We start from the raw sequence: 19,366 nt of genomic DNA, 5'->3' as shown, positions 1-19,366 counted from the left end.
CTATGACGATTGCTATGGACTGCGACACGGCTACGCCCGGAGCCTGGGCAGTGACATTTGTCCCGCCCGAGTCCGTACAAGCGCATCTGCCGGGCGCTGCCTCCGGATTCGTAGCGTCGTACCCATGACGAAAACGAATGGGACACAACAGGCCGTGTCCTTCACGGGGGCGGTCAAGACCTTCGGCTCGGTACGGGCCGTGGACGGGATCGATCTGGAGTTGGCGCGCGGCGAGACGGTCGCCCTGCTCGGGCGCAACGGTGCCGGCAAGTCCACCGCGATATCGCTGCTCCTCGGTCTGAACGAGCCCGACGAGGGTGTCGTACGGCTCTTCGGCGCGGCGCCGGAAGTGGCCGTACGCGCGGGCCGGGTGGGCGCCATGCTGCAGGACGGGCGGCCGGTGCCGCGGGTGACGGTGGGCGAGCTGGTCGGATTCGTCGCCCGTACGTATCCGGAGCCGATGCCCGTCGCCGAGGCACTGGAGCTCGCTGGCATCGCCGAGCTGGCCGGGCGGCGCGTCGACAAGCTCTCCGGGGGTCAGACGCAGCGGGTGCGGTTCGCGGTCGCGCTCATCGGGAACCCCGCGCTGATCGTGCTCGACGAGCCCACCGCCGCGCTGGACGTGGAGGCGCGGTATGCCTTCTGGGACTCGATGCGGGCGTACGCGCGGCGCGGCCACACCGTCCTCTTCTCCACCCACTATCTGGAGGAGGCGGACGCCAACGCCGACCGGATCGTGGTCATCGACCGGGGGCGCATCGTCGCCGACGGCAGTGGTGAGCAGCTCAGGCGGTCGGCGGGCGGCAACCTGGTCGCCTTCGACCTGGCGGGCCGCTCCACGGAGGGCCTGACCCTGTTGCCCGGCGTGGTGTCGGTGGAGATACGCGGGGACCGGGCCCGGCTGCGTACGGAGGACTCGGACGCGATGGTGATCGCGCTCGCCGAGATGGGTGCCATACGGGGCCTGGAGGTGGCGCCCGCGTCGCTGGACGACGCGTTCATGGCGCTGACGTCGGGTTCGTCAGGTTCGTCGAGTACCTCGAGTGTCCTGGAGAGGGTGTGATGGGGGTGAGCGGTGTGGTGTGGGAGTACCTGCGGCTCGAAGTGCGGCGGACGCTGCGCGATCCCGGCTTTGTGGTCGGCACGGTCGTGATGCCGGTGACGATGTACTTGCTGTTCACCAATCTCGGTGACGGCGACGACAGCGGCTGGAAGACGGCCTCGATGGTCGGCATGGCCGCGTACGGCGCGATGGGCTCGGCCTTGAACATCGGTGCCGGGGTCGCCGAGGACAAGTCGACCGGCTGGCTGCGGCAGTTGCGCATCACGCCGATGACTCCGCGTCAGGTCGTGATCGGCCGGGCGTTGACGGGGGCGGTGACGGTGTTGCCGGCGATCGTCGTGGTGCTGGCTGCGGGCGGGCTCGTCAACGGCGTACGGCTGGATCTGTGGAAGTGGGCGGTGATCGCACTGCTGCTGTGGCTGGGCTCGATCCCGTTCACGCTGCTCGGTCTGGGCAACGGCTACCGGCTGACCGCGCAGACCACCGGGGTCGCGAACATGGCCTGCAACCTGGTGCTGGCCGTCGTCGGCGGCCTGTGGTTCCCGCTCGAACTCTTCCCGGAGTGGCTGCGCTCGCTGTCCGCGTACCTACCGACGAATCGGTTCGCGCAGCTCGGCACGGCGGTCGCCGACGGGCATGCGCCGACCCTGGGGGCGGTACTGGTGCTGAGCCTCTGGCTGCTGGCCTTCGGCTCGTACGCTGTTACTTCGTACCGCAGGACCGCGCGAAGCGTCTGAATCTGCTGGAACCATCTGGAACCGTTTGAGCGGGGGCAGGGCATGTCCTGGATGACCAGGGTCAATTTCTGGCTGGCCTTGCGGCACGCCGAGGGCTGCGAGCGGGCCCGGGGCCAGAAAAAGACCGACCGGAAGAAGACCGGCCGACCGCCGGAGGAACTCGGCCCGCCGCCCAGCGGCTTCGCCCTCCTCCCCTGGCTCCTGATGGGCCTGGGCTCCTTCTCCAACCTGTACCAGGGCAAGACCCCGAACCCCTGGATCGGCGGCATCGGTCTGGTGGCCTTCAACTCCCTCTACATCGCGCTGGTGTTCCGCGCCTTCGTTAAGGAGGTGCGCGAGGCCCGCTCCACGCGCCTGATGCTGATCGCGCTGGGCGTGGTGACCTTCACGCTGGCCATCGTCTACGGCGGCAGCTGGCTGCTCTTCTTCCCGCTGCTGGGCCTGGCGACGGGCGCGATCGTACGAGGCCCGTGGCTCGGCAAGGTCGGCGTCGGCCTGACCCTGCTCGCGGGGGCCACAGCCGCGGTCCGGGACGGCTGGGGCGCGGTGAACGTCGCGTACGGCACCTTCCTCTCCACCATGGTGACGGCGGCGATCCTCTCCCTCTCCGAGGCCGTACGTGAACTCCGCGCCGCCCGCGAGGAGTTGGCCCGTCGCGCCGTCGAGGAGGAACGGCTCCGCTTCTCCCGGGACCTGCACGATCTGCTGGGCCACACGCTCTCCGTGATCGTGGTGAAGTCTGAGGCGGTCCGCCGGCTGGCCCGCCGGGATCTGGACGCGGCGTTGGTCCAGGTCGGGGACATCGAGTCGGTGGGCCGGCAGGCGCTCACGGAGGTTCGCGAGGCGGTGACCGGGTACCGCGAGGGCAGCCTGGCCACCGAACTCGACCGGGCCCGCTCGGCGTTGCAGGCCGTCGGCATCGAACCGGTGGTGCGCCAGTCGGGCCCGCCCCTGGCCGCCCGGACGGAGGCGCTTCTGGGCTGGGTGATCCGTGAGGCCGTCACCAACGCCGTACGCCACAGCGGCGCGACCCGCTGCGAGATCGCGGTCGAGGGCGGCAAGGAGCGTGTCCGCCTGCGCATCTCGGACGATGGCCGCGGGCGGCCCGCCGAGCCCGCCGGGCCGCCTCCGCCCGGCCCCGGTATCGGCGCCATCGGTGGCATGGGTGGCATGGGTGGCATGGGTGCCATCGGCGGCACGGGGCTCAAGGGCCTCACGGAACGCCTCGCGGTGGCGGGCGGTTCGCTGGAGGCGGGGCCCGGCGCGAGGGGCGGGTTTGTGGTGACGGCTGAACTGCCGGTGGAAACGGCGGAGTTGAGCGAGGAGGGGGAGCCGGCTGACGTTTCGGAGGGGGCGCGCGTGCTGAATCTGCCGGGGACGGCGGCCTGAAGTGCAGGGATCGGAGTGCGTCCCCCCGGCCTACGCTTGGGCCGTGAACGAGATGCCCCGGGACCACCGGCCCACCAAGTCCATCCGCGTACTGCTCGCCGAGGACCAGGGGATGATGCGGGGCGCCCTCGCTTTACTGCTCGGGCTTGAGGACGACATCGAGGTGGTCGCGCAGGTGGCAGCGGGTGACGTGATCGTGGACGCGGCGCTTGAGTCGCGGCCCGATGTTGCGTTGCTGGACATCGAGTTGCCGGGCATCAGCGGCCTCGACGCCGCCGCACGGTTGCGGGACGAGGTCCCCGACTGCCGGGTACTGATCCTCACCACCTTCGGCCGACCGGGCTACCTGCGGCGGGCCATGGAGGCGGGCGCCGCAGGCTTCTTGGTGAAGGACGGCCCCGTGGAGGAACTGGCCGCCTCGATCCGCCGGGTACTGACCGGCGAGACGGTAATAGACCCAGCCCTGGCCGCAGCCGCACTGAGCGCCGGCCCGAACCCGCTCACAACCCGAGAGTGCGACGTCCTAAAGGCCTCCGCAGACGGCTCAACAGTCGCCGACATAGCCACCAGACTCCACCTCTCCGAATCCACAGTCCGCAACTACCTCTCCTCCGCAATCGGCAAAACGGGCACCCGCAACCGCATGGAGGCAATGAGGGAGGCGAGACAGCAGGGCTGGCTCTAGCCTGCTGAAGTCGGGCTGCGATACAGCGCCCGGAAGGAGGCCGCAGGCCTCTTTAGGGGCGCGGGGAACTGCGCGACCAGCCACGACGCACCCGCACTCGCCCGCGAACCGAACCCACCCTCCCGGTAGGCGCCCTGTGCGGCTCCCCCGCGTGGGCGCGACAAGCGCCCCGAAGGAGGCCGCAGGCCTCTTAGGGGCGCGGGGAACTGCGCGACCAGCCACAACGCACCCGCACTCGCCCGCGAACCGAACCCACCCTCCCGGTAGGCGCCCTGCTCAACCGCCGGGGGCAGTCGTACCCGCAGATACGAACCGCCCCTTCAAGCGGAGCGCTTCGGTAGCCACAGAAGCATCAGTACCGCCCCACCCAGCAGCACCCCCATCCCCGTCCGAAAGACCAGCGCATACCCCTCCGTCAGTGCGGCGGCCGACGAACCGCCCCCCGTCCGCGCCGCCGCGATCGTAGCCATCACCGACAGCCCCAGCGAACCCCCCATCGTGCGCGAGGTATTGACGAGCCCCGAGACCAGCCCGGCGTCCCCCGGCGCCGCCCCCGACGTGGCCAGCGAGCCAAGCGGGGTCGCCGCCAACCCGCCGCCGAGCATCATCAGGATCCCGGGAAAGAGGATCGCGGTGACGTACGTACCGTCCGCGCTCATCGTCGACTGCCACCCGAACCCGACAACAGCCACCATCGTCCCGAGCACCGCGACATGCCGCGCCCCGACGAGACGCATGAGACGGGGCGCGACCTTCGAGCCGAGGATCACCGCCAGCGAGCTCGGCATGAGCGCGAGGCCGGCCTCCAGGGGCGTATAGCCGAGCACGTTCTGGGCGTACAGCGTCATGAAGAACCACGTGCAGAACATGGCGGCGCCGCACAGGAACATCGCCACGTTCGCCGACGACACGGACCGTATGCGGAACAACTTCAACGGCATCAACGGCGTCTTCGTACGGGCCTCGACCAGCAGGAAGAGCCCGATCAGCGCGGCCCCGGCGAGCAGCGGGACGAGGGCCGCGACCGAGGTCCAGCCCTCGGCCTCCGTCTGCACGATCCCGTACGCGAGAGTCGCGAGGCCCCCCGTCACCAGCAGCGCCCCCGGCAGATCGAGCCGCCGCCGCTCACCGGCCCGGCTCTCGACGAGCCAGAGCAGGGCGCCGGCCAGGACGACGGCGCCGACGGGCACGTTGATCAGCAGCACCCAACGCCAGGACAGCCCCTCGACCAGCAGCCCGCCGACGAGCCCACCCGCCGTGCCGCCGCCCGCGCCGACGGCGGTCCAGGTAGCGATGGCACGCGCGCGTGCGGCCCCTTCCGGTACGGCCGACGTCAGGATCGTCAGCGTCGAGGGCGCGAGCACCGCCGCGCCCAACCCCTGCACGGCCCGCGCGAGCAGCAACTGCCACTCCGCCTGGGCGAGCCCGCCGCCGAGCGAGGCGAGCGTGAAGAGGGCGAGGCCGATCAGGAACATCCGCTTGCGCCCGTACAGATCCCCGGCCCGCCCGCCGAGCAGCATGAATCCGGCGAAGGCGATCGTGTAAGCGTTGACGACCCACTGAAGGCCCGTCGCGCTCAGCGCCAGGTCCGCCCGCATCGAGGGCAGGGCCACGTTGACCACGGAGATGTCGAGCACGACGAGGAACTGGCCCGCGCAGGCGAGCGCTACCACCACCCAGGCGGGCGGTGCGGAACGGCGGGACACGGGTCTCTCCACGGCGGCTCTGAGCATGGCAGTCATGCTCTCAACCGCCCCGCGCCCCGTACATGGGAATTTCGTCCGAGTAGGCCCTAGGCCGTGGGACCTACCACCCGCCAGTACGGCAGAAAAACACCCCAGTACGGCAGAAAAAAGCGTGACGCCCCCGGCCGCCGGACCGGAGGCGTCACGCCCCACGCACAGGTGCGAGTGGATCAGTCGGTCACGTCCGTGACCCTCCAGCGCTGGTTGGAGCCGGAGTTGGGCGTCCACAGCGTCACGGCCGCGCCCTCGTTGGTGGCCTGTCCGCCGACCTCCAGGAGGCGGCCGGTGGCGGCGTTGACGAGGGTGAAGGTGCCGTCACCGGTCGTGGACATGATCCACTGGGTGGCCTTGTCACGTCCGCCCTTGTCGCGCTCCACGATCGGGGCGCCGTCACGGACGGCGAGGCGCTTGTCCTCCACCGGGTTGGTGAACACGTACCGCTGCCGGTTGTCCGTGCTACCGCTGATCTTCCGCAGCTTCCACTCCTGGCCGGCCGCGGCGGCACCCGTGGCGGCCGACCTGATGACCAGGTTGGTGCCGTTGTCGGCGACGGTCAGTGCCTTGCCGCTCTGCACGCCGGTCAGCTCGTAGGTGTGGCCCTTCTGGAGCAGCGCGGCGTCCTTGGCGACACCAGACACGCCCTTGACGACGAAGGACGTCACCGACTGGGCGGGCACAGTGAAGGTGGCTTTGCGGTCGCTGACCTTGATGGGCTTGTGCCGCTCGAGCTTGTTGTCGGCGCTGGTCACCACGGGGGTTACGGTGGCCTTGCTGCTGACCTTGCCGAACTTCGACAGGTCGACGGTGACCGAACGGGCGCCGGTGGTGCTGTTGACGTGGACGACGCTCGCCCCGTCGCCCTTCTTGGAGACGGCGGCGGCGCTGGAGGTGTCGTTCACCTGGATCAGCCGGTCACCGGGCTTGATGTAGTGCGTGAAGTTCCGGGCGGTGTCGAACTTCGTGTTGGTGTAGATCGGGCACGACTCGAGGGTGTCCTCGGAGGTGCAGCTGAACGGGAGCTGGATGGAGCCCCAGTTGCCGCCCTTCGCGGACTCGCCGCCGGGCTTCATGTTGTCGTAGTCCTCGACCGGCTGCCAGAACACCCAGGCGCTGGGCTCCAGTTCACGCAGATCGTCGACCATGCGCTGGGCGAGGCCCAGGCCCGGCCGCATGTCCGTGAAGCTCTGGCCGTCGCCCCAGTCGCCCTCGACCTCGCTCATCCACAGCGGCTTGTCCTCGGCCTTGGCGAGGTCGCGTGCGCTGGTGCGGCCGGCGGTGCCGTAGGTGTGGACGTTCATCTGCTCGACGAGGTCACGCACCTCCTGCGGGTAGCTGAGCCAGTTCTGCGTGAAGATGTTCGGGTTCGTCTCGTCCATCGCCGAAATCTCAGCGTCGGTACGGGACTTCTTCAGGACCGGGGCCAGCGCGCGGAGCACCTTCTGCTGGAGTTCGGGGCCCATGTGGGCGCCTTCCTGACGACCGCCGACGGGCTCGCCGTCGGGTCCCAGCTTGGTGCCCCAGTAGTCGGTGTTCGGCTCGTTGAACGGGTCGAGGGTGTCGACGTCGATCTTGTGGGCCTTCTCAAGGCGCTCGGTGGCGCCCACCAGGTACTTCGCGAAGTCCTCGACGGACTCGGGCTTCAGCTGGTCGGTCTTGGAGTCGAAGCCGCCGGAGACGTAGCCGCTCTCGGTCATGAACCAGGGCGGCGAGTTGCTGAACGTCTCCCAGTGGGTGATGTCCTTCTTGATCCGGTCCACCCACCAGCGCTGGGTGGCGTCGGCCTTCGGGTTCCAGTCGTTCTTGTCCTCGGCGCTCCACCAGTCGGTGTCCTCGCGGGTGGTGCCCGCGGGGGCCTTCCACCAGCCCTCGACGGCTCCTCCGGCGCGCAGGTAGTCCTTGACGTCCGGGGCGTTGCCGCCGCCGATGTTGTAGCGGGCGATGTTCAGGGCGAGACCGCTGTCGTCGAAGAGGAGCTTCGCCAGCTTCTCCCGTACCGCCGGCGGATAGTCGCCGGTGGCGTTCGCGAACCAGACCAGGCTGGTGCCCCAGCCCTCGAACTTGTCGTGCTTGTACGACGGGTCAGGCCGGACGGTAACGGTGGGTGTGTCCGCCGCGGCGACCTGTGCCGTGGACGACGGGGCGGAGACCAGGGCGGCCCCGGTGGCCAGGGCAGTGAGGCCGGCGGCTCCGAGGAGCCGTCTGCTGCGGGTACGGCGTGCCATCAAGTGCTCCCAACTGCGGTGGTGGTAGCTGTGCTCGTCCTCCCGCCCGTCTGGCAGGAGGGATGGCCCTCGGATGAGTGCGGTGCGGTCCGAGGAGGTCGGTGGGTGGGGATCAGGTGGCGGGCTGTCGCAGCACTGCGACGCCCCTGGGTTCCAGTACGAGACTGCCGTCGGCGTCGGTGCTGCCGACCAGGGCCTCTCCGTCGAGGCCGGTCAGCGGCACCGCGGAGTCGGTCCGGTTGACCAGGAACACGAAGCGGCCGTCGGCTGAGCGGCGTACGGTCTGCTCGACCAACCCCCGTGCGTCGGCGGGCAGTTCGCTCTCGACGTCGGCCGGGGCGAGCAGCCGGGGCAGCAGGGCGGTGAGCCCTTCGACGCCGAGCCGGGTGGAGACGTACGCGGCCGAACCCCGGCCGGTGTCGCGGCGGGTGACGGCGGGGCGGTCGGCGTACGTACCGGTGCGGTAGCGGGCCAGTACCTCGGCCGCCGGGTCGGTGACGGTGATCCGGTCGGTCCACAGCGAGCCCGTACCGGCGTCGTCCAGGCCGTCCAGCTCTACGGTCTCGCCGTCGAGCAGCGGCCCGAACTCCTCGATGCGGATGCCGAGCAGCTCGCGCAGGGCACCCGGGTAGCCGCCGAGCCAGATGTGGTCGTTCTCGTCGACGATTCCGGAGAAGTACGTGGTGACCAGGTGGCCGCCGCTCTCGACGTACCGCGTGAGCTCCTTGGCGAGTTCGGCGGGGACGACGTGGAGGACGGGCGTGATCAGGACCCGGTAGCGGTCGAGGTCGGTGCGCGTGGTGACGAGGTCGGCGCGGATGCCGAGGGCGAGGAGCGCGGAGTACCAGTCGAGCGCTTCCTGGCGATAGTCGAGCAGCGAGGTGGGGTGCGAGTCCTGCTCGCTTGCCCACCAGGATTCCCAGTCGAAGACGATGCCCACGGGGGCGGGTTCGCGCTCGCTCCCGGCGACGGGGGCCAGGGTCTTGAGGCTGTCGCCGAGGGCCACGACCGCGCGGAACAGGTCGCTGTCCTCCCCGGCGTGCGGCACCATCGCCGAGTGATACTTCTCGGCGCCGGCCGCCGACTGCCGCCACTGGAAGTAGCACACGGCGTCGGCGCCGTGCGCGACATGCAGCAGCGAGTCACGGGCCAGGTCACCGGGCCGCTTGGCCACGTTGACGGGCTGCCAGTTGACGGCGCTGGTGGAGTGCTCCATGAGGAACCAGGGCTGTCCGCTCGCGATGCCGCCGGTCAGGTTGGCGGAGAAGGACAGCTCGTCGCGGTCCTGGGGGCCTGGGTGGACGTAGTGGTCGTTGGAGACGAAGTCGATCTCGGGGGCCCAGTCGGCGTAGTTCATGCCCTTGGTGCCGTTCATCACCATGAAGTTGGTGGTGATGGGCACGTCGGGGGTGATCTCCCGCAGGACATCCCGCTCGGCGCGCAGGTATTCCTTCAGCGCGTCGGAGGAGAACCGCTTGAAGTCGAGCTGCTGTGTGGGGTTCGGGTGGGAGCCGGTCAGCCGGGGCGGCAGGATCTGCGCCCATGCGCTGTAGCGCTGGGACCAGAAGGCCGTTCCCCAGGCGTGGTTGAGCGCGTCGAGCGTCGTATAGCGGGCGCGCAGCCAGTCGCGGAAGGCGGCGGCCGCGTCGTCGGAGTAGTCGTAGATGTTGTGGCAGCCCAGCTCGTTGGAGATGTGCCAGGCCACCAGGGCGGGATGGCCGGTGTAGCGCTCGGCCATCTTCCGCACCAGGTGGAGCGCGTACTGACGGAACACCGGCGAGGTGGGCCGCCAGTGCTGCCGCGCCCCCGGCCACACCGTCTCACCGGAGGCGGTCACCGGAAGGATCTCCGGGTGCGCCGTGGTGAGCCAGGGCGGCGGGGACGCGGTGGCGGTGGCTAGGTCGACCCCGATACCGCCCGCGTGCAGCAGATCCATGATCTCGTCGAGCCACCCGAAGTCCCACTCGTCCTGGGCCGGCTGGATGCGGGCCCAGGAGAAGATCCCCACGGAGACCAGGTTGACGCCGGCCTCACGCATCAGCCGTACGTCCTCGTCCCACACCTCACGAGGCCACTGCTCGGGGTTGTAGTCAGCACCGAACACGAGGCGTGGGGTGAAGTCACCGTCCGGCCCGTGCAGCTGGGACAGGAGGGTGGAGATCATGGTGGTCCTTCCGGTGTGCGACACGGGCGGCGGGGGCGTACGTCGGCTGCTCGTCCGAACTACTCGACGGTGAAGCCCTGCTCCTTGCCGTACTTGACGGAGGCGTCCTGCCAGGTCTTCAGGCCCTCGGAGAGCTTGGTGTTCGAGACGTACGCCTTGCCGACGGTGTCGTTGAAGATCGAGTTGGCGTACTGCTGGAAGGGCAGGTACGACCAGTCGCTGGACACGTTGGCCGCGGACTCGGCGAAGATCTCGTTGGCCTTCTGGCCGCCGAAGTACTCGAACTCCTTGCCCTGGAACTCAGGGGACTCCAGCTCCGCCTTGGTCGCCGGGAAGGCGCCCTCGTCGATGCGGGTCTTCACACCGGCGCCGGAGTTGGCGTACTCGACGAAGGCGTAGGCGAGTTCTTTGTTCTTGCCCAGCGTGGGCAGGGTCAGGGAGCTGCCGCCGTTCTCCGCGCTGGCCTTGTCACCCTTGGTCCACTGGGGCATGGGGGCCGCGCGCCAGTCGCCGGAGGCGTTCGCGACACCCGTGACGAAGTTGGCGGGCATCCAGGCGCCGGTGACCAGGGTGGCGATGGTGCCGTCGCCGAGGCCCTTGTACCAGTCGTCGGTCCAGCCGGTGATGGGCGCGAGGAGCTTCTCGTCGATGAGCGGCTGCCAGGTGTCGGTGTACTTCTTGGCGCCCGCGTCGGAGAAGTCGACCTTCACATTGGTGCCGTCGACCTTGTAGGGGCGCGAACCGGCCTGCCACAGCATGCTGGTCGTGCCGCCCGCGTCACCGGCGTCGGCGGCGATGAAGGACTTGGGGTCGGCCTTGTGCAGCTTGCGGGCCGCCTCGACGTACTCGTCCCACGTCGTCGGGACCGCGATCTTGTGCTTGTCGAAGACCTTCTTGTTGTAGAACATCGCCATCGGGCCGGAGTCCATCGGCAGGCCGAAGACGGCGTCACCCTCGTTCACCGCGTTCCACGGGCCGGGGGTGTACTTCTCCTTCAGCTTGTCGGCACCGAAGGGGGCCAGGTCGCTGAGGCCCTTGGTGAGGGCGTACTGGCTCAGCGCGAAGTACTCGACCTGCGCGACGTCGGGGACGCCCTTCTCGGCCGAGATGGCGTTCGTCAGGGCGGTGTAGTGCTTGTCGCCGGACCGCTCGCCGACCAGGTTGATCTTGACCTTGGGGTACTTCTTCTGGAAGTCGGCGGCGACCGTCTTCAGCGTGGGCTCCCACGCCCAGACCGTGACCGTGCCGCCCTTCTCCAGGGCCGCGTCGATGTCCCCGGCGGAGACCGGCTTGTCGGCGCTGTCGTCGGAGCCGCCGCAGGCGGTCGCCCCGAGGGCCAGGGCGGAGACGAGGGCTATGCCGCGCAGCAGGCGGCTCGTAGTTCTGCGCATGGAGGTGCTTCCACTTCTTCGTGGGTGGGACAGGGCGAGGGTTTTGACGTTGTGTGGGGGCGTGGGGCCTTCGGGAACGGCGGTCACTCCTTGACGCTTCCGGCGGCGAGCCCGGACTGCCAGTACTTCTGCAGCAGCAGGAACGCGGCGATCAGCGGCACGATCGTGAGCAGCGAACCGGTGATCACCAGGTTGAAGATCACGTCACCGCCGATCGTCTCGGCCTGGGAGTTCCAGGCACTCAGACCCAGGGTCAGCGGATACCAGTCCGGGTCCTTGAGCATGATCAACGGCAGGAAGTAGTTGTTCCACGTCGCGACCGTGGTGAACAGCAGGACGGTCACGATGCCGGGGGCGAGCAGCGGCAGGGCGACCTGGAAGAAGGTACGCGCCTCACTCGCTCCGTCCACCCGGGCTGCCTCGAGCAGTTCGGCGGGGATGGCCTCGGTGGCGAACACCCACATCAGATACAGGCCGAAGGGCGAGACGAGCGAGGGCAGGATCACCGCCCACGGGGTGTCGGTCAGCCCCATCTTGCTGAACATCAGGAAGGTCGGCACCGCCAGGGCCGTACCCGGAACCGCGACCGCGCCGATGACCACGGCGAACACACCGCGCTTCCCGGGGAAGTCGAACTTCGCCAGCGCGTAGCCGCCCAGGATCGCCAGGAAGGTGGCACCGCCGGCGCCGAGAACGACGTACAGCAGGGTGTTCAGCAGCCAGCGCGTGAAGATGCCGTCGTTGTACGTGAACGTGTCGCTGATGTTGGAGAACAGGGCGAAGTCGTCGGCGAACCACAGCCCGGACGAGTCGGCAAGACCCTCCTGGGTCTTGGTGGCGCCGATGACCAGCCAGATCAGCGGCACCACGGTGTAGAGCAGCATCAGGCCGGTGAGCACGGTCAGCAGCACACTGCGCTTGGGGCGCCCGGGGGTGTGCTTCTTGCCGGGCGTACGCAGCCGGGGGGTGCCCTTGCCGGAGCCGGCGGCCGGAGGGGTCGGGGACTTGGCGGCGGCGGTGAGAGGGGTGCTCATCGGGTCACGCTCCCTTGCGCATGCCGCGAAGCTGCACGATGTAGGCGATCACCATGGTGATCAGCCCCATGATGATGGCGACCGCCGCGGAGTAGTTCTGCTGCTGGCCGTTGAAGGACAGCGAGTATGTGTAGAAGTTCGGCGTGTAGTCCGTCGTGATGGTGTTGCGCGCCAACTGCCGAAGGATGTTCGGCTCGTTGAAGAGCTGGAAGCTGCCGATGATCGAGAAGATCGTCGCGATGACGAGGGCGCCGCGGATGGCGGGCAGCTTGATCGCGGTGATCACGCGGAACTGTCCGGCGCCGTCGATCTCCGCGGCCTCGTAGAGCGAGTGCGGGATGACCCGCAGCGCGGAGTAGAAGATCAGCATGTTGTAGCCGACGAACTCCCAGGTCACGATGTTGCCGATCGACGCCAGGACCAGATCGGCCGAGAGCGGGTCGGGCAGCGTGACACCGAAGGCCTCGTTGATGTCGCCGACCAGGCCGTAGCGGGTGCCGTACATGAAGCCCCACATCAGGGTGGCGACGACGGCGGGCACCGCGTACGGCAGGAAGATCGTGATCCGGAAGAAGTCCTTGCCGTACAGCCGCCCGCTGTCCAGGGCGAGCGCGATCAGCAGGGCGATGCCCAGCATGATCGGCACCTGGACGACGAGGAAGAGCGAGACCCGGATCAGGGAGTCCCAGAACCGGTCGTCCTCGAGGGCCTGGGTGTAGTTGTCCAGGCCGACGAAGGTGGTGCCGCCGATCAACTGGTCACGGAACAGGCTGAGATAGATCGAGTACGCGATCGGTGCCAGGAAGACGAGGGCGAAGACCGCCACGAAGGGGCCGATGAACCCCCAGCCCGTCCAGGAGCGGCGGTTCCGTTTCGCCGGGGGCCGTGGTCCAGGAGGCCGGTCCGCGGCCACCGCGTCTAGCGTCGTCATGTCGTTCCTCGTTCAATTCATCCCGGAACCGGCGTTGTGCGCCGCCGAAGATGTTTGCGTAAACATTCCTGTTTGCGAGTGTCCATGGGCTGTTATGTTTACGTAAACATCTGATGGCGGAATGTCTACACTGCCCCGATGACGACGGTCAAGGGTCGGCAGCGGAAACTGCGCCCCGAGCGACTAGGGAGACGGGTGGACACTGCGGACGGCGCGTCGGCGCCTCGGGCACGAGTCCGTACCAGAACAAGAGCAGGTCGCCGCACACAGAGCGCGTCCATGGCGGACGTCGCGCGGCTGGCCGGCGTCTCCTCACAGACGGTCTCCCGTGTGTCAAATGGTTATACGGGCGTAACCGAGGAGACGCGGCGGCAGGTGCTGGCGGCGATGGAGGAGCTGGGCTACCGGCCCAACAGTGCCGCGCGGGCCCTCAAGCGCGGCGAGTTCCGCACGATCGGTGTCATCACCTTCGGGCTGGCCACGACGGGCAACGTCCGTACGCTGGAGGCGATTGCCACGTCCGCGGCGCATGAGGGCTACGCCGTGACGCTGCTGCCTGTCGCCGTGCCGACGCAGAACGAGGTGCGTGGCGCGTTCTCCCGGTTGGGGGAATTGGCCGTCGATGCCGTCATCGTCATTCTCGAGGTGCATCTGCTGGATGCGGTGACGCTGTCGCTGCCGCCGCATGTCCGTATTGTCGTGGCCGACTCGGATGCCGGGGATCGGTACACCGTGGTCGATACCGATCAGGCGGGGGGCAGCCGGACCGCTGTGCGTCATTTGCTGGATCTCGGCCATCAGACGGTTTGGCATCTGGCCGGGCCCGAGGAGTCGTATGCGGCGGAGCGGCGGGCTCAGGCGTGGCGCACGGAGCTCTCCGAGGCCGGGCGGGTCATTCCTCCTCTTGTACGGGGGGACTGGTCGGCCGAGTCCGGGTATCGGGCTGGGCTTGAGCTTGCCCGGCAGGAGGAGTGCACGGCGATCTTTGCGGCCAATGACCAGATGGCGCTGGGGTTGTTGCGGGCGCTGCATGAGCGGGGGCGGGGGGTGCCGGATGACGTCAGCGTGATTGGGTTCGACGACATCGCGGAGGCCGGGTCGTTCCTGCCGCCCTTGACTACGGTTCACCAGGACTTTGCTGAAGTGGGGCGGCTTTGTGTGGAGGGGGTGTTGCGGCAGATGCGGCATGAAGAGACGGAGCATGGGACGACGCTTGTGCCTACGCGGCTTGTGGTGCGCAGCAGTACGGGGCCGCTGCGCGCTCGGCGAGAGCGGTGATGAACCTGCGGGTTCGTTTGGGCTGGTCGCGCAGTCCCGGCGGGGTGCCTCCGGCGGCTTAGCGGGTGCGGGTTGAGTGTGGTTGCTCGCGCAGTTCCCCGCGCCCCTTGGGTTTGTGGTGGGTGCGGGGCCGCGTCGGGGGTGTCCGTCCTCGGACCGGCGCGCGTTGCTGTCGGCTGGTAAAGGGTGCCGGTGTTGGCGCGCCGGCCGCTGCGGGCGCACACCCCCGCCCCGTCCCCTTGCCGCCGTGAGCGGCCGCGGGGCCATGGGGGTGCGGGCTCCCTCCCGGCGGGCATTCCGGGCCGCGGGCTTGCCCGGGGCGCAGGCGCCTCCCCGGCCGCGGGCTGCTCGAGTGCGGGCGCCTTCCGGGCACGGGCTGCTCGAGTGCAGGCGCCTTCCCGGCCGCAGGCTGCTCGGGTGCGGGCGCCTTCCGGGGCCGGGCTTTTCCGGTTCGCTTGCTCCTCGGGGTGCGGGCAGTCGCAGGCTTTTGCCTTTAGGGGCGCGGGGAACTGCGCGACAAGCCACAACGCACCCGCAGCCGCGACACGACTGTCACCCCCCACCCCGGTAGGCACCCCACCCACCCGCGACAGACTCCCCGCCCACCCCAAGAACCCACCCACCCGCCGAAGGCACCCCACCCACCCGCCGGAGGCGGGGGCCTGGGGGCGGATCCCCCAGTTTCGGGAAGGGGCGGGGCTGGGGAAAGAAACCGCTCGGGGCCCACACCGGGGCTCGGTGGGCTCAGTCCCTTGGGAGGCCGAGGATCCTCTCCGCGACCACGTTCAGTTGTACCTGGGTGGTGCCGCCGGCGATCGTCAGGCAGCGGGAGAGGAGGAAGCTGTGTACGGCACGCTTCCCCGCTGCCTCGTACAACGCGCCCTCCGGGCCTAGGAGTTCGAGGGCCAGTTCGGCGGTCTTCTGCTGGTGCGTGGTCTGGATGAGTTTGCGTACGGAGGCTCCTGCGCCGGGCTCTATGCCCGACACCTGTTGCATGGTCGTGCGGAGGCCGATGCAGGCCAGGGCGTGAGCCTCCGTGATCAGGGTGCCGAGGCGGAGCCGTACGGCGTCGTCCAAGTCTCTGGCCAGGAGCGCCTCGATGCCGGTGCCGAAGGTCAACTGGTCGGCCATGTGGACGCGTTCGTTGCCGAGGGTGTTGCGGGCGACCTTCCAGCCGTCGTCGACGGAGCCGACCACCGCATCGGCAGGGAGGAGGACGTCGTCGAAGTAGACCTCGTTGAACAGGGACTCCCCGGTGATCTCCTTCAGCGGGCGGACATCGATACCGTCCGTGTGCTTCATGTCGACGACGAAGTACGTGAGCCCCTTGTGCTTCGGCGCCTCCGGATTCGTACGGGCGAGGAGGATCCCGTAGTCCGCCCGTTGGGCCGAACTCGTCCACACCTTCTGCCCGTTGACCCGCCAGCGCCCGTCGGCGGCCCGCTCGGCACGCGTCCGCAGTGAGGCGAGGTCGGAGCCGGCGCCGGGTTCCGAGAACAGCTGGCACCAGAGCACGTCCCCGCTCAGCGTCGGCAGCAGATACCGCTCCTGCTGCTCCCGAGTCCCGTACGCGATGAGTGACGGTACGACCCAGGTGGCGATCCCCAGATCACTCAGCCGTACGCCCGCAGCGGCCAACTCCTCCTGAACGGCGAGCTGTTGGACGGGCCCGGCACCGAGTCCGTACGGGGCGGGCAGATGCGGAGCGGCGTATCCGGTGGGCGCCAACTCGCGTCGTACGGCAGCCGGTTCGAGGCCGCGTACGCGCTCGACGACCTCACGGGCCTGGGCACGGTAGGCCGCCGCCTCTTCCGGCAGGTCCAGCCGCAACTCCCTCCGTACGCCGCCCTCCGCGAGCCGCACAGCGCGCAGCCGGTGTACGTCGCCCGTGCCGAACAACTGCCGCGCCACCACCGCCCGCCGCAGATACAGATGGGCATCGTGCTCCCAGGTGAACCCGATCCCGCCGAGGACCTGAATGCAGTCCTTGGCACAGGAGTACGCGGCGTCCAGGGCGTCAGCGGCAGCTAGGGCGGACACCAACTCCCCTACTCCGTCCGGTTCTTGAACGGCCCGTGCCGCGTCCCAGGTGAGCGCGCGGGCCCGTTCGACCCGTACCAGCATGTCGGCGCACAGATGCTTCACGCCCTGGAACCGCCCGATGGGCTGCCCGAACTGCTCGCGGACCTTGGCGTACTCGGAGGCGGTGTGCAGCGCCCAGGCGGCGGTGCCGCAGGCGTCCGCGGCGAGGACGACGGCGGCAAGATCGCGCACGAGCGCGGAGTCGATGGATGCGGTAGGGAGCACGCGGTCGGCGGGAACACCCACCCTGTCCGCCCGTACCTCCGCGGTCGCCCGCGTGGGGTCGGCGCTCTCATGCGGCCGTACGGCGAGGTCGGCGGCATCGACGGCCAAGCACACCGGACCGCTGGCGCTGTCTGAGGCGGCGGCCAGGATCAGCAGGTCGGCGTCAGCCCCGGACAGCACGGGCGGGGCGGTCCCGTCGAGGACGTACCCGCCCCCCTCGCACGAGACAGCGGTCATCGACCCCGCCCCGAACGCCACGGCGGCCACCCGCTCACCCGAGGCCAGCGACCGCACCAACTCCTCCGCCTCATCCGTCCCCGCACGGAGGAGCACGAGCGAGGCGATCAGAGTCGGGGCGTACGGCCCCGGCAGCGCGGCACGCCCCGCCTCCTCCACCACGACGGCGAGGTCCAGGACGTCGCCGCCACCGCCGCCGTACGCCTCGGGCAGATGCATGCCGAGCAGCCCCTGCGCGGCAAGCGCGTCCCAGTACGGTGGCCTGCCCTCGCCGGGCGAATCGAGGAGTTTGCGCACCTCCTCGGGAGGCACGGCCCTTGCGATCCAGCCGCGCACGGCTTCGGCCAACTCCCGCTGTTCATGCGTGATCCCAATGCTCCCGATGCCCATACCGGCCTCGCCTCCCCAAGGTCGGCGAAAGAGTAGAACACGTTCCAATCTGACGGAAGGTCAGACGCTGCCGGAAGTTGACGACGGGTCAGATGGTCAAGAATTCGTTAGGTACTCGAAACAATGGAATAGTTGCCTTGGCGCACGGGGTTCACCGTGCACGTACCGCACGCACGCCCCCGGAGGCCCACCCGATGCCCGAGCCCCAGACAACGACGGCCCAAGACCCCACACAGGGGCCGACCGGCAAAGATGCCGGTACCGGTACCAGCAGGGGAATCGTCCCGGTACTGGCCTTCGCGGGCATCGTTGTCGCGGTGATGCAGACCCTGCTCGTGCCGGTCATCAAGGACCTGCCGGAGCTGCTGAACACCTCCCCCGGCAACGCCACCTGGGTCATGACCTCGACCCTGCTCGCCGGCGCCGTGGCCACACCGATCATGGGCCGCCTCGGTGACCTCTACGGCAAGCGGCGAATGCTGCTCACGAGCCTGGCCGTGATGGTGGTGGGTTCGCTGATCGCCGCTTCCACCAGCGAACTGCTCGTGATGATCACCGGCCGCGCCCTCCAGGGCTTCGCGATGGGCACCATCCCCTTGGGCATCGGCTTGATGCGCGACGCGCTACCGCGCGAGAAGCTCGGCTCGGCGATGGCGCTGATGAGCTCCTCGATCGGCGTAGGCGGCGGACTGGCGCTGCCGCTGGCGGCCCTGGTGGCGCAGAACACCGACTGGCACGCACTGTTCTACGGCGCGGCGGCCATCGGCGTGGTGTCAATCATCCTCACCCTGATCTTCGTACCGGAGTCCCCACTGCGCGCGAAGGGCACCTTCGACGTACTGGGCGCGCTGGGCCTGTCCGCGGGCCTGCTGCTCTTCCTCCTCCCGATCACGAAGGGCGGCGACTGGGGTTGGGCCTCGGGCACGACGCTCGGCCTGTTCGCAGCGGCGGCGGTGGTCCTCTTCCTCTGGGGCGTGATGGAGCTGCGCGTCCAGGCCCCGCTGGTGGACCTGCGCACCACGGCCCGCCGCCCCGTGCTCTTCACGAACCTCGCCTCGATCATGGTCGGCGTCGCCTTCTACGCCGTATCCCTGGTCCTGCCCCAACTCCTCCAACTACCGACGTCGACCGGCTACGGCCTCGGCCAGTCAATGGTCGTAGCGGGCCTGTGCGTGGCCCCGCTCGGCCTGACGATGATGCTCACGGCCCCGGTCTACGCCCGCCTGTCCGCCAAGTACGGCCCGAGGGCAACCCTCATGACCGGCATGCTCATCATCGCGATCGGCTACGGAGCCGGCCTCGGCCTGATGAGCGCGGCCTGGCAGACGGTGGTCATCGCGGTGCTCCTCGGAGCAGGCATCGGCCTCGCGTACTCCTCACTCCCTGCACTGATCATCGGGGCAGTGGACCCGTCCGAAACGGGCGCGGCGAACGGCCTCAACACGTTGATGCGCTCGATCGGTACGTCCGTATCGAGCGCCGTGATCGGGATGGTGCTGGCCAACACGGCGAACCAGGTGAACGGGGTCGCGATCCCCACGATGCACGGCTTCCGGGTGTCGTTCTTGATCGCCACCGGGGCCGTGGCGGTGGGGCTGCTGTTCGCGCTGCTCCTGCCTCGCCAAGGCAAGCCGCGCACTCCGCGGGTAGAGCGGTTCACAAGCCGCGGCTCGGCTACGCCTGAGTCCACCCTCGCCACACGCTCCGCGGGGTAGCGCCGTACAAGGACTGCCGGCCGGCTGTGGCTGAGCGCGCCCACGCGGCGGAGCCGCAAATGGACAGAGCCCCGCTCC

General features: G+C 69.2%; 13 protein-coding genes. 6 read left to right on the top strand and 7 right to left on the bottom strand.

The annotated features are described in order from the left end of the window. The first annotated feature begins 124 nt into the window (after positions 1 to 124). Genes ACQEVY_RS33815 through ACQEVY_RS33800 form a run of 4 tightly spaced genes read left to right on the top strand, consistent with a single transcriptional unit; the run spans position 125 to position 3,874 of the window. Positions 125 to 1,063, top strand: coding sequence for an ATP-binding cassette domain-containing protein (locus ACQEVY_RS33815; RefSeq protein WP_432953170.1), 939 nt, complete (start codon positions 125 to 127; stop codon positions 1,061 to 1,063). Positions 1,064 to 1,080: 17 nt separating this feature from the next. Next, positions 1,081 to 1,800: an ABC transporter permease gene (locus ACQEVY_RS33810; protein ID WP_432955537.1), complete on the top strand. Its 720-nt coding sequence runs from the start codon at positions 1,081 to 1,083 to the stop codon at positions 1,798 to 1,800. A gap of 42 nt (positions 1,801 to 1,842) precedes the next feature. Continuing rightward, complete coding sequence (locus ACQEVY_RS33805; RefSeq protein WP_432953169.1) at positions 1,843 to 3,189, top strand: sensor histidine kinase; 1,347 nt, start codon at positions 1,843 to 1,845, stop codon at positions 3,187 to 3,189. A 52-nt stretch (positions 3,190 to 3,241) separates the two neighbouring features. After that, positions 3,242 to 3,874 (top strand): response regulator, encoded by a 633-nt coding sequence (locus tag ACQEVY_RS33800; RefSeq protein WP_432955535.1) that lies wholly within the window; start codon positions 3,242 to 3,244, stop codon positions 3,872 to 3,874. Positions 3,875 to 4,194: 320 nt separating this feature from the next. Here ACQEVY_RS33800 and ACQEVY_RS33795 read toward each other — a convergent pair whose 3' ends face one another. The 6 genes from ACQEVY_RS33795 to ACQEVY_RS33770 form a co-directional block, all read right to left on the bottom strand. Beyond that, the gene (locus ACQEVY_RS33795; RefSeq protein ID WP_432953168.1) at positions 4,195 to 5,616 is read right to left on the bottom strand and encodes a DHA2 family efflux MFS transporter permease subunit; all 1,422 of its coding nucleotides are present in this window, start codon (positions 5,614 to 5,616) and stop codon (positions 4,195 to 4,197) included. A 173-nt stretch (positions 5,617 to 5,789) separates the two neighbouring features. Further along, positions 5,790 to 7,841 (bottom strand): RICIN domain-containing protein, encoded by a 2,052-nt coding sequence (locus tag ACQEVY_RS33790; RefSeq protein WP_432953167.1) that lies wholly within the window; start codon positions 7,839 to 7,841, stop codon positions 5,790 to 5,792. A 112-nt stretch (positions 7,842 to 7,953) separates the two neighbouring features. Next, the gene (locus tag ACQEVY_RS33785) at positions 7,954 to 10,005 is read right to left on the bottom strand and encodes a beta-galactosidase (protein ID WP_432953166.1); all 2,052 of its coding nucleotides are present in this window, start codon (positions 10,003 to 10,005) and stop codon (positions 7,954 to 7,956) included. A 59-nt stretch (positions 10,006 to 10,064) separates the two neighbouring features. Then, on the bottom strand, positions 10,065 to 11,396 hold the full coding sequence (locus ACQEVY_RS33780; RefSeq protein WP_432953165.1) for an ABC transporter substrate-binding protein: 1,332 nt from the start codon (positions 11,394 to 11,396) through the stop codon (positions 10,065 to 10,067). 83 nt (positions 11,397 to 11,479) lie between these two features. Further along, complete coding sequence (locus ACQEVY_RS33775; protein ID WP_432953164.1) at positions 11,480 to 12,430, bottom strand: carbohydrate ABC transporter permease; 951 nt, start codon at positions 12,428 to 12,430, stop codon at positions 11,480 to 11,482. A 4-nt stretch (positions 12,431 to 12,434) separates the two neighbouring features. Further along, positions 12,435 to 13,361, bottom strand: coding sequence for a carbohydrate ABC transporter permease (locus tag ACQEVY_RS33770; protein ID WP_432953163.1), 927 nt, complete (start codon positions 13,359 to 13,361; stop codon positions 12,435 to 12,437). Positions 13,362 to 13,556: 195 nt separating this feature from the next. Between ACQEVY_RS33770 and ACQEVY_RS33765 the strand changes: the two genes are divergently transcribed. Continuing rightward, positions 13,557 to 14,639, top strand: a complete 1,083-nt coding sequence (locus ACQEVY_RS33765; protein ID WP_432955534.1) for a LacI family DNA-binding transcriptional regulator — start codon at positions 13,557 to 13,559, stop codon at positions 14,637 to 14,639. Between the two features lie 744 nt (positions 14,640 to 15,383). Here ACQEVY_RS33765 and ACQEVY_RS33760 read toward each other — a convergent pair. Continuing rightward, a complete protein-coding gene (locus tag ACQEVY_RS33760; protein WP_432953162.1) occupies positions 15,384 to 17,573 on the bottom strand; it encodes an acyl-CoA dehydrogenase in 2,190 nt (729 codons plus the stop codon). A gap of 194 nt (positions 17,574 to 17,767) precedes the next feature. Here ACQEVY_RS33760 and ACQEVY_RS33755 point away from each other — a divergent pair, with 194 nt between their 5' ends. Then, the gene (locus ACQEVY_RS33755; protein ID WP_432953161.1) at positions 17,768 to 19,288 is read left to right on the top strand and encodes an MFS transporter; all 1,521 of its coding nucleotides are present in this window, start codon (positions 17,768 to 17,770) and stop codon (positions 19,286 to 19,288) included. The last annotated feature ends 78 nt before the right edge of the window (positions 19,289 to 19,366 follow it).

It is taken from the genome of Streptomyces sp. CA-288835, assembly GCF_050936385.1.
Classification (GTDB): Bacteria; Actinomycetota; Actinomycetes; order Streptomycetales; family Streptomycetaceae; genus Streptomyces.
Note: the sequence above shows the minus strand (reverse complement) of the source record. Positions and strands in the feature narration are given on the sequence as shown.